Source organism: Lewinella sp. JB7 (genome assembly GCF_024297185.1).
Lineage (GTDB): Bacteria > Bacteroidota > Bacteroidia > Chitinophagales > Saprospiraceae > Neolewinella.
In genome coordinates this window covers 60,426-76,460 of the sequence record NZ_JANCTD010000009.1, presented here as the reverse complement: position 1 = coordinate 76,460, position 16,035 = coordinate 60,426, and the positions used below count along the sequence as shown (strand labels likewise).

Here is a 16,035-nt window from a genome sequence, read left to right as displayed (position 1 = left end):
GGATGCAAGTTACCGTTGAGAACCGGTTTCGGTGCGCTGCTCCATACTACGGGCCCGCTGGTCACGCTGCATGGGGTTCTCGCTTTCTCCCCGGCTTCTGCGCTGGTAGAGGTCAAACCGGTTCACCGAGGTGCGGGAAGGATAGTAGTTATTGCTGGTATCCGTATCCGCCGTTTCCAGGAAGGGGTCCAGCACCACCGAAGTAACCTCTTTCGTGAAGGGGAACACTTTGGTAACTTCATTAGTCCCCATACGCCAGATTTCGGCGGGAATCTTCTCTACCTGGGTTGATCCATCGGCGAAGGTAAATTCCAGGATGATCGGCATGACCAAACCACCGATGTTCTCGAAGGTCAATTCGTAGTAGTACTTATCGGCCTCGAGCGTTGCGCGCTCCTCCGGACTCAGATTCGCCAGGTACTGCTCGTATTCCCGCTGATCGAGGATGGTAGACTCCAGGGGGTCGTAATCCGTGTAGTAATCCCGCAGGGTGGTATCGATCTCATCGTACGTCTGGCTGATGGCCTCCTCATTGCGAATGCTGCTGATGTTGCGGGGAGCTTCGTCCCGCTCCTTCCGCAGTTGCGTGTTCTCGGACACGGGATCCATGGTATTGATGCGGAAGGGACGTACGGAAGTCAGGGCAATATCTACGTGATCGACCGTGTAGAACCAACCCCGCCAGAACCAGTCGAGGTCAATGGCCGAAGCATCCTCCATAGTGCGGAAGAGATCGGCGGGGGCGGGGTGCTTAAATTTCCAGCGGTTAGCGTACGTCTTAAAGGCATAGTCGAATTGCTCGCGACCCATGACGGTTTCCCGCAGGATGTTCAGGGCCGTAGCGGGCTTACCGTAAGCGTTGTTGCCGAATTGCCAGATGGACTCCGAGTTCGTCATAATGGGCGAGATATACTGCTTGTCGCCCTTCATGTAATCGACAATCTTATTGGCGGGTCCACGGCGACTGGGATAATCGCGCTCCCACTGTTGTTCGGCCAGGTACTGCAGGAAGGTATTCAGACCCTCATCCATCCAGGTCCACTGCCGCTCGTCGCTGTTGACGATCATGGGGAAGTAGTTGTGGCCTACTTCGTGAATGATTACACCGATCATTCCGTACTTCGTACGATCGCTGTACGTCCCGTCAGATTCCGTGCGTCCGAAATTGAAGCAGATCATGGGATACTCCATGCCGATCTCCGCGGCGTTGATCGACCAGGCTACGGGATAAGGATAATCGAAAGAGTAGTGGGTGTACCACTTCAGGGTATGGGCTACCGCCTTAGTAGAGAAGCGCTCCCACAGGGGGTTGCCCTCCTTCGGGTACATCGACATGGCCATGACCACGCTACCGTCTTCCTGTTCGACACCCATGGCATCCCAGATGAATTTACGGGAGCTGGCGAAGGCAAAGTCCCGCACGTTCTCGGCCTTGAAGTGCCATGTCTTTTCCTTTTTCACCTTGGTCTTTTCCCGTTCGATGGCTTCCGCCTGGGTAGCGATGATGACGGGTTGCACGCGTTCTTTCCGGGCACGCTCCAGCCGGTTACGTTGTTCACGGGTCAGTACGTCGCCATCATTCTGCAACGTACCGGTAGCCGCGACCAAGTGATCGGCCGGTACGGTAATCTTGACGTCGTAATCGCCGAACGTAAGGGCAAACTCCCCCCGGCCCAGGAATTGCTTGTTCTGCCAACCGTTGTTATCGGTGTAGAGCGCCATGCGGGGGTAGAACTGAGCGATGGTGTACAGGTAGTTATCATCTTCCCCGAAGTATTCCGAACCGGACCGACCGCCGCCGTCAGTCATCCGGTTATTGATGTTGTACCAAAACTTTATCTCCAGTTCGGTCGTCGAGCCGGGTTCGAGCACCTGCGGCAATTCAACCCGCATCATCGTTTTCTGGATAAAGTAGCTCATATCCTTACCGCTACCGTCCTTTACGTGGTCGATGTTGAATCCACCGGGAAAGGCCGGCTCCAACCGCGACAGTTGACTCAGGGTCATTCGCTCCCCGAGTTCGTTAGTTGACGTCTTATACGTATCTGAGTCTACCGCGCGGACGTTCTGATCCAACTGGATCCAGAGGTAGTTCAGGGGGTCAGGAGAGTTATTGTGGTAAGTGATTTTCTCCGTACCGTATATCCGCTGTTGCTCGTCGTCCAGCCGAATATCCATCGAATAGTCCGCCTGTTGCTGCCAGTACATGTGCCCCGGTGCGCCGGCCGCATTACGGTAGACATTTGGTGTGGGGAGTTCGGTCCCCAACTGCCGGAAAGGATTTTGGGTATTATCCTGCTGAGCAAAGAGGGGATACGCCACACACAGGCACACCCACACGAGGAGTATATTTTTCATTTGGCTGGGTTTGTTACTTTTCGCTAAGATATTAATTCGCGACGCATTCCTTGTCTACGCAACTACTTTTAGTGTCGGGCGGGAACGCAGGAGCCACGTAAAAGTGGGGATAGCCACGGTAATCGGTACCCACCCTTTCGAATGTTCCACGTGGAACATTTCATTACTGCACATAATTATTTAGCAGCGGTAAATCGCATGTTCCACGTGGAACATTTGTGTCTTAGCGAAATTTATCTAGCAAGTAAGCACGTACAGTGGCGTAATCGGTACCAACCGCTGTAGCAACCTTTTCTTGCTGTGCTAAGCGGGCAAGACGTTCCGGAACGTCAATGGAATGACCGAGAATCCGCTCCACGTCCGGCTTGAATTTGCTGGGATGAGCAGTTTCCAAAATGATGCCACGGGTACCCGGATGGTCCTTTTGCCACCGCTTAAGTGCCAGATAACCCACTGCGCCGTGGGGGTCAATGACGTACCCGTACCGCTGCTCTACTTCCCGAACGGCCGCTTCCGTTGTATCGTCCGAAAAGCTGTAGCCGGAAATCCCCCGGCGCATAGCTTCGTGTGTTTCCTTCCCGGGGTGATCTAGTCCCATCACGTGATCGTGCAGGTTGGTCATCCGGGCAAAATTGCTGGGTGCCCCCACATCCATAGCATTGGAGAGAGTGGGAACCGAGGGTTTTGTCAGGTATTCCCCCCGCTCGAGGAATTGAGGGACGACGTCGTTGTCGTTCGTAGCCGCGATAAAGTGGTGTACGGGAAGACCTAAGCGTTGGGCGATGAGACCTGCCGTCAGGTTACCAAAATTGCCGCTGGGTACGCAGAAGACAATCGGTTGACCCGGGCCGACCTGTTTGTACGCCTCAAAGTAGTAGAAGGTCTGAGGAATTAGCCGGGATATGTTGATGCTGTTGGCTGAACTCAGGCGAAGCTGGGAGCGTAAGTCCTGATCCACGAAGGCTTGCTTCACGATGGCCTGGCAGTCGTCGAAGGTGCCCGCGACTTCCAGCGCATGAATATTTTTTCCCAGGGTCGTCAGTTGCTTCTCCTGCAGATCGCTCACTTTACCGCTCGGATAGAGGATCACCACCTGAATGCCGGGGGTATCGTAAAATCCGGCCGCGACGGCCCCGCCGGTATCCCCGGAGGTAGCAACCAGAATAATGAGGTCGTTCTCGCTATCCTGATTGTAGTACGCCATAAGCCGCGACATAAATCTGGCCCCAAAGTCCTTAAATGCCAGGGAAGGTCCGTGAAAGAGCTCCAGTACGTACTTCTCCTCGTCCAACTTTACCACCGGGGCGGGAAAGTTGATGGCTTCATCGACAATCGTCCGCAGATCCTCGTCCGGTATTTCTTGACCGAGTAGTTGACGGGCAATCCGAAATCCGATGTCGGCAAAGGAAAGTGACGACAACTCCCGGAAGAAGGATTCCGGAAGGGGTGTTATGCGCTCGGGCATGTACAGGCCATTATCGGCGGGTAGTCCGCGAAAGATGGCTTCCCGGATACCTACCTTATGGCTTGCATCATTGGTACTATAGAACTTCATGGCACAAAATTTAGCGGTACAAGCTGGGTAGCCCTATTCGACGATCTCCAGTACTTCCACTCCCCGCTGGTTGATGGGCGAAACGTACAGTTGACTTTCAATATCGTAATCCTGAAACACGGACTGCATGGCCTGCCCGGCCGCCTGCGCTAGATAGCCGCTGTCGCACAGAGCAAATACGCTAGGTCCGGCACCACTGATGCTACATCCCAGGGCACCCCGTTGAAGCGCGGCGGCCTGCACCTGGTCAAAACCGGTAATCAGCTTCTTACGTTGCGGCTCGATGATGTGATCCTTCAGCGAGCGCCCGAGTAAGGGGAGATCGTTGGTGTAGAGCGCGGTGATGAAGCTTGCCAGACTCCCCATCTGCTGAATAGCCGTTTTCAGCGGTACGGTATCGCTGAGCACCGCGCGGGCATCCCGGGTAAGTATCTCAATTTCGGGATGAACCACGGCCACGTGCAGATTAGCGGGTACGGGAAGGTGGTGGACGTCTAGTGAATCACTCGATCTGATCAGCGTAATTCCCCCCACCAGGCAGGGCGCCACGTTATCGGCGTGAAAGCTACCGTCGGCAACTTCCTCACCCAGTACCGTAAAGTAAAGCAGGGACTCCCGGGTAAGTGGGGCACCCAGTAGCTCATTAACGGCTACCGTAGCCCCGGCCGCACTCGCCGCCGAGGAACCCAATCCCGAACCAAAGGGCATTTTCTTGTGGATTTCGAGCTCGATACCCCGATCTTCCTGTCCTAGGTGCTGCAGTAGGCGTAGTGCCGCCATACCAGCCGTGTTTTTCTCGACTTCCATCGGCAATACCTTATCGCCCGTACCGGTAATGGCCACGATGCGTACCCCACTGAAGGAGTCGTTCAGGCGGGCGACGATCTCGTCTCCCGGCCGGTTGATGGCAAAACCGAGGATATCAAATCCCACCGCTACGTTGGCTACCGTCGCCGGAGCAAATACTCTAACTTCCCGCATACTCACTTAGCTTAGGGTTCCGATCTGAATGATTTCCGCGAATACGCCGGCGGCCGTGACCTCCGCTCCGGCGCCGGGGCCGCGAACGACCAGTGGCCGACTGCTGTAGCGATCCGTATAGAATACGATCATATTATCGCTGCCACTTAGGGTAAAGAAGGGATTATCCGTGCCGACGGCCTGGATGCCCACCGAAGCTTTTTCCCCCTCCAGTGTCGCCACCATGCGTAGGACCTTGCCCTCCTGATCCGCCTGTCGGTACAGGCCGTCGAAGTAAGCCGCCTCGGATTCGAGCACTCCAAAAAAGTCGTCTACGGACCTGGCTTCCATCGCTCCGTCCGGCAGGAATCCGTTCAGCGTGATGTCTTCCGCGTCCAGCGCCACGCCGGTTTCCCGGGCGAGGATGAGAATCTTGCGGGCGACATCTTTACCGGACAAATCTACCCGCGGATCCGGTTCCGTAAACCCTTTCTCGCGAGCCTCCCGCACGATCTCGGCGAAGGGCCGTGATCCATTCATGCTGTTGAAGATAAAGCTCAGCGAACCACTGAGTACGCCCTCGATCTTATTGATGCGATCACCGCTATCGATGAGGTCACGTAGGGTAGAAATGACGGGAAGGCCCGCACCGACATTGGTCTCGTACCGAAACTGGACGCCCCGTTTGTCGGCGATGTTTTTGAGTCGCTGGTACTGGAGGTATCCGGAAGAGGTCGCGATCTTGTTCGGCGTAGATATACTAATGCTCTCGTCAAGGATAGTCTCGTAGTAAGAAGCAATCTTACTATTCGCGGTATTATCTACGAAGATGCTATTGCTCAGATTGAGGTCGCGCATGCGCCCGACAAAAACGGCCAGATCGATTTCCGTCTCGGCATTCTCCAGGGTAGCGCGCCAGTTCTCCAGGTCGATGCCATCAGCGTCAAAAAGCATTTTTTTGGAGTTAGCTAAGCCGACGACCTTAACTTCCATGCCCCGACGTTCCCGTAAGTATTCGTTCTGCTCCCTGATCTGGCCGAGTAGGGTACCGCCGATAAGTCCTACGCCGACGATAAAGAGGTGAAGCGTCTTATGGTCGGAGAGGAAGAAGGCTTCGTGCAGGGAATTCAGGGCCTTAGTTTCGTCTTCCTTAGCGATCACTACGGATACGTTCAACTCGCTCGACCCCTGAGCGATGGCTACCGCGTTGATGCCGTTCTTTCCGAGGGCCCGGAATAGTCGTCCGGAGATTCCCGGCTGGTAGCGCATGTTCTCCCCGATAATGGCTACTACGCTCAGTTCCCGCTCTACCTTCACGGCATTGACCACTCCCCGTTCGATCTCGAAGGTGAATGCCTCCTCCACGGCGGCCTTAGCGGCATCCGCGGCATTGGGCTGTACGGCAAAACTGATGGCATGCTCACTCGACCCCTGGGTAATGAGAATTACGTTAATCCCCGCCGTAGCGAGTGAGCCGAAGATGCGACCGGCAATTCCGGGGACCCCAAACATACCGGTACCCGACACGGTGCAGAGCGCTACGTTGTTGATGGAACTGATGCCCCGTACGGCGGCTCCCTCGGGATTACTTTCCTCACTGACTTTAGTGCCTTCGAACTCCGGCTCGAAAGTATTCTTGATGTATAGGGGAATACGCTTCTGCAGCGCGGGCATCAGCGTAGGGGGATAAATGACCTTGGCACCGAAGTGAGACATTTCCATGGCCTCGGCATACGTCATCTTAGGAATGGTAAATGCCTTTTTCACTCTACGGGGATCCGCGGTCAGTACCCCACTGACGTCGGTCCATATTTCAATGGAATCAGCATCTAAACCGGCGGCGATGAGGGAAGCGGTATAGTCTGAACCACCCCGCCCGAGCGTCGTTGTCAGCCCTCCCTTCGCGGAGGATATAAACCCGGTAACTACCTGAACCTTAGGGTGTTCCGAATAAAGTTCACGGATTTTCTGGTAAGTCTTCTCAAAATTGACCTTGCCGTTTCCGAAGGTCTTGTCCGTCTTGATGATGCGGCGGGCATCCAGAAACTCCGCTGGCACCCCGGCTTCCACCAACTTCTGGGAAATGATGTACGCCGAAGAACGTTCCCCGAAGCTCAGGACGTAATCCATGGTACGGGGAGAAGCCTCACGGACCAAAAAAATGCCGTAAAGTAGGTTCTTGAGCACCTCGTGGGAGCGGCGCATTTGCTGGGCGGTTTCCCGACGGAGTGCATCGTTGGTCAACAGGCTCTCAATAGCCTCTTGGTGGCGATCGGCAAAGGCATCGAAGAGTTGCCCGTAGCGATCCTCTCCCTGGGCGGCGAGTGTACTCATCTCGATGAGGCTGTCGGTCACGCCGCCGAAGGCGGAGAACACGACGGTAAAGTGATCGCCGGAGGCGTAGTATTTCTTGAGTATATCCACGATACCGCGAATGCGGTCAGGATGTCCGACGGAGGAACCACCGAATTTAAGCACTTTCATAGGGTAAAGATGCCATTTTTACATGGCTTACCGAGCGAATCGATTACCGTATGAAGGGTGGTTTTACGATTGTCGGCACCCAATCATTGCTCCTGCGTGCCCGCCCGAATCAGGTGCGTCGGACGAAGGGAAAGCGCCCACTGTTCGAGGGAGCGCATTGCCGCAGCCTCCCGCGCGGACTTGTCGGCCTGTCCGCACAGGTGCAGGATACCGTGAATCATCACGCGGTGAAGTTCGTCGGTATAGGATTCCCCGAAATCGACGGCATTATCGGCCACGCGATCGGTGGATATAAAGATATCTCCCGTTATCTCGGGAAATTCGCCGTAGGGAAAGGTGATGATATCGGTCAGCGTGTCGTGTTGGAGATAATCCAGATTGACCTGATGCAGGTAGTCGTCAGAACAAAAAATGTAGTTGATCTCGCCGGCTCGTCCGCCGCGCTGATCGATAACTTTGTGAATCCAGGCGGTAAGATCGGGGAGGGGATGAGCGGGCAGTCGGCCACCTTCCGCGTGGAACTCGATCGATGACTGGGGACTCAGAGTCGGAAGCGCATTTCGACGGTGGATCCGCCGTTGGTGTACCGCATACGATCGCAGAGTTGGTGCATCAGGAAAACGCCCCGGCCGCCGCACTCACAGATGCGCTCCGGACAGGTAGGGTCGGGGAGGCTACGGAAGTTGAACCCGCCGCCCTGGTCGGAAACGCGAATGGTGAGTCCGTCGGTGACCTGAGCACAACGGATGCTGACGGTCTTGGACCGGTCCTGTTTATTGCCGTGAATAATCGCGTTGCTTACGGCTTCGGTAAGGCTGATGAGCAGATTATCGTGTTTCTCTTGATTCAGGTGGTAGCGGGAGGCAAGTTTCTTCACGAGCTGCTCCACCTTGGTAATATTACTGGGATCCGACGCGAGTGTGAGCATATACGGTGGTTGGTGGCTTAACTAAGACTGCCAAAATATAACATCACGGCCCCGCAATATAGTTCACAATGATCTGAGGGGCAGAAAATTGGGGGCGCCTCATTCCGCGCCCAGGGACCGGAAGTACTCGTTGACCAGGCCCTGGTAATACGGTTTGAGTTGGGGGGTCACGCGTCGAAAACGTTCTACTTCGGCGCGGCGCTGCCTGATGTATTCCTCTAAATTCGGGGGAAGTTCGCGCCGCTGCTGCTCGGCCGTTTCCGACTTACGCTGCTCGTCCATCTTCTGTTCCCGTTCGGCGCGCTCGTGTTCCAGCATTCGGGTAAGGATGTCCTGTTGCCGCATGAGTGACTCATTGGTCAGGCGCTTATTGACCAGATCTTCCTCGGCGGCGTTCATCTCGTCGATGAGTTCCTGCAGCTGACCGTTCTTGCCCTCCCCGCCCTGCTGGAGTTCCTTTTGTTTTTCTTCCAGCGCGCGCCGTAGGGCAGCCTGGCGTGCGGCGAGTTCCGCGAATTCCTTACTGGTACCGCCTTCGCCCTTCTGGAGGCCCTCTTTCATCTCCCGCATCTCCTGTCCGATGCTCTTCTGACCGTCGCTGCCGGGATTTTCGCTTGGTTTACCGCCCTCCTTACCCTGCCCCGTATTCTGGGGGTTCTGGCACTGCTGCTGCCCCTGCATCTGGCCGGCCATCTGTTGTTGCATCTGTTCCATGCTCTCACTCAACATGAGAGCGAGATCGTTGAGCCCGGTCATGGCCCGCTGCTGCAGGTTGGCGGCCTGGGGGGTACGGCGTTCTTCCAGTTCGGTGACGGTCCCCGAAAGATTGCCCTTGATTTCGGTGACTTTCTCGGTCACGAAGGTTTCGATCTGAAAATTCCGCTTGGCCAGGGCCTGAAGGGAATCCTGGACGAGTTCGAAGTCGCCGTTGATCTGGAACTGCTGCTGGACGAGTTCCACGTAGCGGGGAGTATTGATGGTGGTTTGGTTAAGCTCGTCCATAGTGGCTTCCTGGTCGAAACTTAAATCCACGAGGTTTTCCAGGAGCTGGCGGATGGCGGCCATATCTTCCTTATTGGATTCCATCTGCATGCTCTGCATGTTTTCCTCCATTTGCTGCGCCATCTTTTTCATCTTTTGGCTGGCATCCTGCTGCTTCTTGGCGGCATCACTGGGTTTTTGCTCCTGCATCTTCTGCTGAGCGTCCTGCATGTCTTGTTGGACCTCTTCCTGTTCTTCCTGCTTGGTGTCTAGCGGCATGGGTCGCTCCAGCGCCTCATTCTTCTGCTCGGCCTGGTCGAGTTTCTCCTGCAGTTTTTCGAAATCTTCCTGCAGTTGCTGTTGTTCCTGTTGGAGCTCTTCGGTGGACTTTTCCCCTTCTTCCGTTTCCTCGGCGAGCTTTTCCTGTTCCTGGGCCAGTTCTTCGAGTTTCTCGATGGCGTCCTGCATGTCTTTTTCCACCTCGAGCTGTTTGAACAGTTCGAGCATACGTTCCAGCTTGGCTTCGGCTTCTTCGTCGGAGAGTTCCATTTCCTCCATCTTTTCCAGCGTCTGGTCCTTATTGAGCTCTTCCATCAACTGCTGAATTTCCGCCATCAGCTGTTGGAGTTCCTCCGAGACCGATTTTTCGAACATCTCCTGAAGCTTCTGCTCCTTCTGGCGCACCTGCTCGTTCTCCTGGCTTTCGTTCTGCTGATTTTCCTCGAAGGCCTGCTTTGCTTCCTCGATCTTTTGCTGGATCTCCCGTTGACGCTCGGCAAGTTTTTCCACCTCCTTCTTCAGTTTCCAGTCTACGTCCTTCTCCTGCAACATCTTCTCCCGCAGGCGCTTCGTGTCGTCCTGCAGATCACGCGTCGCGTCGAGCGCCTGTCTCAGCTGATCCTTAACCTTGTTGTCGTTGCTTTCCGCCCGGGCCTCCATCTCCTCGCGGGTGGGTTCCCGGTAGACCATAACGGGTGTTTTTGCGCTCTTGCTTCCGTTCACGCCGTCGTTGTCGAATACCTCGAAGTAGTAGGTCAGTTCGTCGCCGGGTTCGAGTTCGACATCCGTTTTCAGGTCAAAGACGTGATCGTAACGGATCTGCTTACCGGCCGATCCACTACCGACGACGGCCAGGCGCTGCTCCTCGCTCTCTCCCCCCTGCCGCAGGCGACGGTACACGAAGTCGATCTTCCGGATGCCGTGGTCATCCGAAGCCTCCCCGACAAAGAATGTCAGTTGCGCCTCCGTACTGTCCCGGAAGGATTCCACGCTAATTTGTGGATACTGGTCCGGGATTACGGACAGGGCGTAGGTAACGGAGTCACCCAGGGGAAGTCGGCTATTACCGACGTACAGAGTGTAGCGGTCGTTGCGCAGTATCCGGCGATCAAAACTGTACAGATCGGTCCCGTCGCGGCGCAAGCGTCCCGTGGTGTCCTCGCTGGCGAAGCGCAGGTTGATGTTATCGGTATTCTCGGTATCGAAAGACCAGCGGAGTCGGGTACCGACCGGAACGGTGAGGTCCCCGATGTTGGAGAGATCCTCGTCGCGGCGACCGAGATAGCCGGGGTATTCCGCATGGACGGTGAATCCGGCAATGCTGGGTTTGGGAAGGATCCGCAGGGTATGATCGGTGCTGGTCACCTCGCCGGCCGACAGGCGGAAGGGGGTATCTTCCCGAACGTTATTGAAATCGTAGGTGAAGGTTTTGCCGTTTTCGCGGTTCAGGCGGTAGCGGTAACCCTCTACTTCGATGTATGCCTCGGCCGGAAGCACATCGCCCTCGATCGTCACGGTCAGGGGAAAATTATCGAACTGCACCACCTCCAAGTCCCCGGGTACCCGAAAAGTAAAGGGGGCGGGGCGTTCGAAGTGCTCGGAATTGCGGATCAGCCGGTCGGTACTGTCCTTGATTAGGCTGGGCGCCGCGAACAGAATGACTAAAAGTATGAGCAGCGGCGGCAAGGCATACTTGAGGTAGCGTCGGTTCTGCGTAAGGTCGATGGCCGTACGAAAGGGGACGGGGCTGATTTCCGCCGATTTCTGATCGATCGAGGCCAGAAGGAGAGCGTTGTCGCCGCCGCTTCCCGCCTGCCGCCGCAGTTGCAGCACATTCAGGAGTTTGTCCTTCACATTGCCAAAGTGCCGTCCGATAATTTCCGCGGCTCGTTCGTGACTGATGGTCGACCCCAGCCGGAAGTAGCGGCCGAGGGGGAGAAGGATCCAGGCGCCCACCGCCAGCAGACTGACCACCAGGAAACCGTACCACAACAATTTTCGGGTCCCCCCCCCGAAGTAGAACTGCGATTCCAGAAGGCTGATCACCAAAAACGACAACAAAATGAGGCCCGTAGCGTACAGTAGCCCCCGGATCGCACTATTGATGTAATACTTTCGAATGAACTCGTCCAGTTTGCCGAGAAGCAAGTCGTAGTTGTTGTGGGTAGCCATAAGCGGGAAATTGTGGCCGCGGATGTCCAAAATACGAAATTCATGACGACCAGCGGGTCACAGTATAACGCCTACGATCGTTCTCCTATTGAATTATCCTAACGTAACCATAAAAATGTCGAAACACATATATTTGTGGTAGGTTAAGACACTCAAACATATAGCCGCCTGCCGTCGTTTGATCCTTCATTAGTTAGGTAACAGCCTTTGGTGGATCACTTCGCTTTCCCGTACGACGGACGGTGGTAAACAACAATCCTGAATTTATGTACCCCCTCACCCCACCACAAATTTTAGCGCTTGCGGACAGGGTGGTAGGCAACGGAAATTCCGACCTGTTGTGTGCTAATCTCGAAGGGCAGATGCGTTACGCCAATTCTTCGGCCTGTCAGAAGCTTGGTTACGATTTTGCCGATCTGATCCAGAAAAGGATCGCCGACTACTCCCCGAATTATTCCCAGGAAGTATGGGACAGCCACTGCCGGCGCACCATCACCAACGGTAGCGACGAAATCTATACCTACCACGAGAATTGTAGCGGTACGCGGTATCCGGTCGTAATCCGCAGCGTACCCCACATCGTCACCGAAACGAGTGAACAGCTAATTTGCAGCCTGGTTAAGGACGCACAGAGCAGTGCCCGCTACCGGCAGATGCTCGAAATGGTCGAGCACTCCCAGCGGATCGGCAGCTTTGACTATAATCTGCAGGATCAAAGCATCCTGGCCAGCGACAACCTCCTGGCCATCATGGGGACCAAGGATCCGGAAACCCTGAAGCCGGCCGCCATCGTTGATCGCCTCTCCCGGGAACATACCGCCAAGTGGAACGCCCACATGGTCGATCTGGCCCGTGGCTACCACCGGCTGGAAGAAAACTTCGTATTATCTACGGCCGCCGGCCGGCAGTCCCTCATGCGCGTCACCATGTGGTCCGTACTCCGGGGGGGCAACGTCACCGGTATCCGGGGTTGCTACGAAGTCATCGATGAATCCGAAAAGGAGCGCATGGTAAGCCTCGAGGAAAATCAGCGCCAACACATCATTCGTGCCCTGCGGTACACCAACGGTAGGGTAACCGGCCCCAACGGGGCCGGCAAATTGCTCGACATCAACGGCAAGACCCTCTTCGCCCGCATGAAGAAGCTCAATATCCACCGGGAGGATTACACGAATCGCTGATCACTGCACGATCAGGTTCCACATGAGTTCACCGGCTTTGTAGCAGATGAATAGGAGCACCAGACCGGCCAGCACGTTCTGCCACCACCGGTTGACGTGCTCACCCATCAGGGACCGGCGGTTGGCCAGTACGAAGACCACCACGGCGATGAAGGGCAGCAGCAGGCCGTTAATGACCTGAGCAATCACGATCACCCCGATGATGTCCAGCTGAAGCAGCGCCACTCCGAGACCGGTCAGCAACACCAGCAACCAGATGCCCCGGAATTGCTGGCTTCCCCCGTCTATACCGAGTAGCTCGCGACCCGCCACCGCCGCGGCCAGGGGAGCGGTCGCCGCGCTGCTGAAGCCCGCCGCGAAGAGGCCCGTACCGAGGGCCAGACGACCGTAGGATCCCAGAATGCCCTCCAGGGTGTCCGCCAGATCGGAAAAAGAAACGAAGGTGATAGCGACCGAACCGACCACCAGGATGGCCGCCGTGATGAGCATACCGATAATAAAGGAAAGGCCCAGGCCGCGCCGCATATCCGCCAGTCCCGCACCACTGCCCAGTCCGGCCGCGAGAAAGAAGTTGTACGGTACGATGGTCGTTCCGATCAACCCGAAGAGCACCGCCGGATCCACGCCGGCCGCAGACGTATCCACCCCGCCGCCCCCGAAGATGACCCGGATGGCGGCAACCAAAAACAGCAGCCCCATCCCCGCCACGACGTAGGTCATGACACGTCCGATACGCGCGGTACTGCCCGACCATAAGAGCGCGGTGACCGCCCCGGCCAGGGGCAGCAGCCACCAGTGCAGCGCGGGAAATAATAACTGCAGTCCACCCAGAGCTCCGAGAAGATTACCGGCCTGGTACGCCATGCAGCCGAAGAGGACCGCGGCGAAGGTAAGGGGGGGCACGAGGCGACCTCCGCGGTCGCGCAGTATCTCCCCCAGGGTCCGCTGGCTCACGATCGTCAGGCGGGCCGTCATCTCCATGAACACGTAGCCGGCCAGGGCGGCTACGGCTACGATCGGTAGGTAACCGTAGCCATTGAGAACCCCGGCCCGGGCGGCGGTAGCGATGGTACCGGGACCGATGAAAGCGGCCGCGATGAGCGACCAGACGAGCGCGCGGCTCCAGGATGAAGTAGCGATAAGGCTTGCTTATTTGGACCTCAGTTTACGAAGAAAAAAACCGAAGTCGCGCCGCGCGGGTTGCCCAACTATGATCCTGCTGCTCCATACCCTGATCGAGGCCGTCGTCGGCCTGCTGTTCCTGTTTTATCCCCAGGCGGGTGATCTCGTGCCGGGTTTCGGCACTTCCGAAGGCCCGAGTTACGATCTGCTGACGAAAATGTACGGGCTGTCGGCCCTCTTCCTCGCCGGCCTCTCCCTCTACGCCTATCTCCGCCGCACGCAAGACGCCGTATTTCTTTTGCTCACCCTTAGCCTCAGCATCTACCATTACCTGATGATTCTGGTGCAGACGATCTACAATCCCGACCAGCGTGCGGCGCTGCTCCACTTCCTGCTGGCCATCTTTCTCACCGGCCAGTACCTCGGGCGCCGCCGCGCCGCCTGGAACGACCACCCCCCGTCCATTAAATAGGGTCCAAATATTTTAAGACTTAGTTCTCCACCATCTTTTCCACAGGCCGTAAACTGCTTCCCGGGTGGAACAGGTAGTTGATGTATACGACAACGGAGACGGCCGCGATTGCCGTGAACTGGTGGGCGACCCCCAGTCCGACGGGTACCTGCCCGATGCTGGACACCACCGTCGCTATCCCAAGGGCTACCTGAGTTATCAACAGGCTTATCAACAGGGTATTCGCCCGGGAAAGTGGCCGGGAAGCGATGTGTCGGGAACAGCGGTATACGAAGTATAAAGCCATGATTATCAGGGCATAAGCGGTCATCCGGTGCATGAGCTGGAAGAGCGCCGGCTGGAACAGACTGTCCTCGTAGCGAACGAGGTTTTCCACCGTCCACGCACTGCCGTCCTTGAGCACGGTGGGAATGAATTTCCCGTTCATATCCGGCCAGGTGGGGTAGGGCAGGGCAGCCTTCGCACCACTCATCACGCCCCCCAACAGAAGCTGTACGATGAGGAGAATATTCAGGGGCCAAAGGAGCTTCTCCACGGAAGAATGTGGAAAACCGACGAGGCGAGGCTGTAAAACCTTCAGAGTTATCCACAGCAAGTAGGCAAAGAGGGAAATACCCAGGGCCAGGTGGATGGTCAGCTTATAGGCATTGACCCACGGTCGGTCGATCAGCCCGCTGGCCACCATGATCCACCCGAAACTCGCCGCCAGGGCCGCCAGCAGTACCACGATGCCCAACCGGCGCATCAGGGGCGGGTCGAGGTAACGCTTTCGCCAGAACACCACGAAGCCGATGATGAAGACGAGTCCCATGGTACGGGCCCACTGCCGGTGGAACCATTCCCAGAAGTAGATAAACTTGAAGTCGGCCAGGGAGATGTCCGCGAAGATCTTAGCGTACTGGGGCGAAGCTTGGTACTTCCGGAACTCCACCGTCCAGTCGGTATCGTTCAGGGGCGGCATAGCCCCGCTCAGGGGCTTCCATTCGGTGATCGAAAGGCCCGATTCCGTCAGCCGCGTGATCCCGCCGATCACGATCTGCCCGAGGACCATGACCAATCCGATGATCAGCCAGACCCTCACCGCCCGGGCATAGGTCTTTCCGCGACGGGTGTTGCGGAAGTCGGCGGCGTTTGCGGTTTTTCCCATCACCTTAATAGTTATTATCTTTTTTAAAATTTCAAATCCCTTTATCGTTATTAGGGGTGTGGAAAGCGGGAGAATAAATCGGCCGCGAACTTGCGCAGTTCGGTTTCCACCGCTGCCGACCACTTATCCACAACTTTCTCCCCGGCTAACACTCCCGAAATCAAAGGGATGGAGGATTCCTCCACATTCGGTGCCGCCACGGCGTCAGGGATAACTTTTTTACACCCCGCTGGGGATTCCGGCCGCCAAACGGTCGAAAGAGCGTGGAGTACGAATGTTAGGAGCTGTGGAAATGTGGATAAACCACCCGTTTCGGAAGCCATTCCCCACCATCCTGTGGAAAACCGCCCGGTTATCCACCGTTTTCCACTACCGGGGGCTGGAAAAGCCGTTATT

General features: G+C 56.3%; 11 protein-coding genes. 2 read left to right on the top strand and 9 right to left on the bottom strand.

Going from position 1 to position 16,035, the window contains the following annotated elements; all coding sequences use genetic code 11:
- Positions 1-9 precede the first annotated feature (9 nt).
- From NMA52_RS15680 to NMA52_RS15650, 7 genes are all read right to left on the bottom strand, one after another.
- Complete coding sequence (locus NMA52_RS15680) at positions 10-2,358, bottom strand: M1 family metallopeptidase (protein WP_254828646.1); 2,349 nt, start codon at positions 2,356-2,358, stop codon at positions 10-12.
- Positions 2,359-2,581: 223 nt separating this feature from the next.
- Complete coding sequence (gene thrC, locus NMA52_RS15675; RefSeq protein WP_254828645.1) at positions 2,582-3,913, bottom strand: threonine synthase; 1,332 nt, start codon at positions 3,911-3,913, stop codon at positions 2,582-2,584.
- Positions 3,914-3,946: 33 nt separating this feature from the next.
- The gene (locus NMA52_RS15670; protein WP_254828644.1) at positions 3,947-4,894 is read right to left on the bottom strand and encodes a homoserine kinase; all 948 of its coding nucleotides are present in this window, start codon (positions 4,892-4,894) and stop codon (positions 3,947-3,949) included.
- A gap of 6 nt (positions 4,895-4,900) precedes the next feature.
- Entirely contained in the window at positions 4,901-7,357 is a 2,457-nt protein-coding gene (gene thrA, locus NMA52_RS15665) for a bifunctional aspartate kinase/homoserine dehydrogenase I (protein ID WP_254828643.1), read from the bottom strand.
- Positions 7,358-7,440: 83 nt separating this feature from the next.
- Positions 7,441-7,995 (bottom strand): rRNA maturation RNase YbeY, encoded by a 555-nt coding sequence (ybeY, locus tag NMA52_RS15660; RefSeq protein WP_254828642.1) that lies wholly within the window; start codon positions 7,993-7,995, stop codon positions 7,441-7,443.
- Positions 7,899-8,285 carry an ATP-binding protein gene (locus tag NMA52_RS15655; protein ID WP_254828641.1) on the bottom strand — a complete coding sequence of 129 codons (387 nt, stop codon included), beginning with the start codon at positions 8,283-8,285 and terminating at the stop codon, positions 7,899-7,901. Before NMA52_RS15655 ends, ybeY begins: the two co-directional genes overlap by 97 nt.
- A 99-nt stretch (positions 8,286-8,384) precedes the next feature.
- A complete protein-coding gene (locus NMA52_RS15650; RefSeq protein ID WP_254828640.1) occupies positions 8,385-11,717 on the bottom strand; it encodes a DUF4175 family protein in 3,333 nt (1,110 codons plus the stop codon).
- Between the two features lie 266 nt (positions 11,718-11,983).
- On the opposite strand from NMA52_RS15650, the gene NMA52_RS15645 reads away from it, so the two are divergent.
- The gene (locus tag NMA52_RS15645; RefSeq protein ID WP_256534328.1) at positions 11,984-12,898 is read left to right on the top strand and encodes a PAS domain S-box protein; all 915 of its coding nucleotides are present in this window, start codon (positions 11,984-11,986) and stop codon (positions 12,896-12,898) included.
- On the opposite strand, the gene NMA52_RS15640 is transcribed toward NMA52_RS15645, so the two are convergent.
- The gene (locus NMA52_RS15640) at positions 12,899-13,966 is read right to left on the bottom strand and encodes an NRAMP family divalent metal transporter (RefSeq protein WP_371930980.1); all 1,068 of its coding nucleotides are present in this window, start codon (positions 13,964-13,966) and stop codon (positions 12,899-12,901) included. It lies immediately after the preceding gene.
- A 142-nt stretch (positions 13,967-14,108) separates the two neighbouring features.
- Here NMA52_RS15640 and NMA52_RS15635 point away from each other — a divergent pair, with 142 nt between their 5' ends.
- A complete protein-coding gene (locus tag NMA52_RS15635; RefSeq protein WP_254828638.1) occupies positions 14,109-14,492 on the top strand; it encodes a hypothetical protein in 384 nt (127 codons plus the stop codon).
- Positions 14,493-14,511: 19 nt separating this feature from the next.
- Here the strand turns inward: NMA52_RS15635 and NMA52_RS15630 are convergent, their stop codons facing one another.
- Positions 14,512-15,639: a COX15/CtaA family protein gene (locus tag NMA52_RS15630; protein ID WP_254828637.1), complete on the bottom strand. Its 1,128-nt coding sequence runs from the start codon at positions 15,637-15,639 to the stop codon at positions 14,512-14,514.
- Between the last annotated feature and the right edge of the window lie 396 nt (positions 15,640-16,035).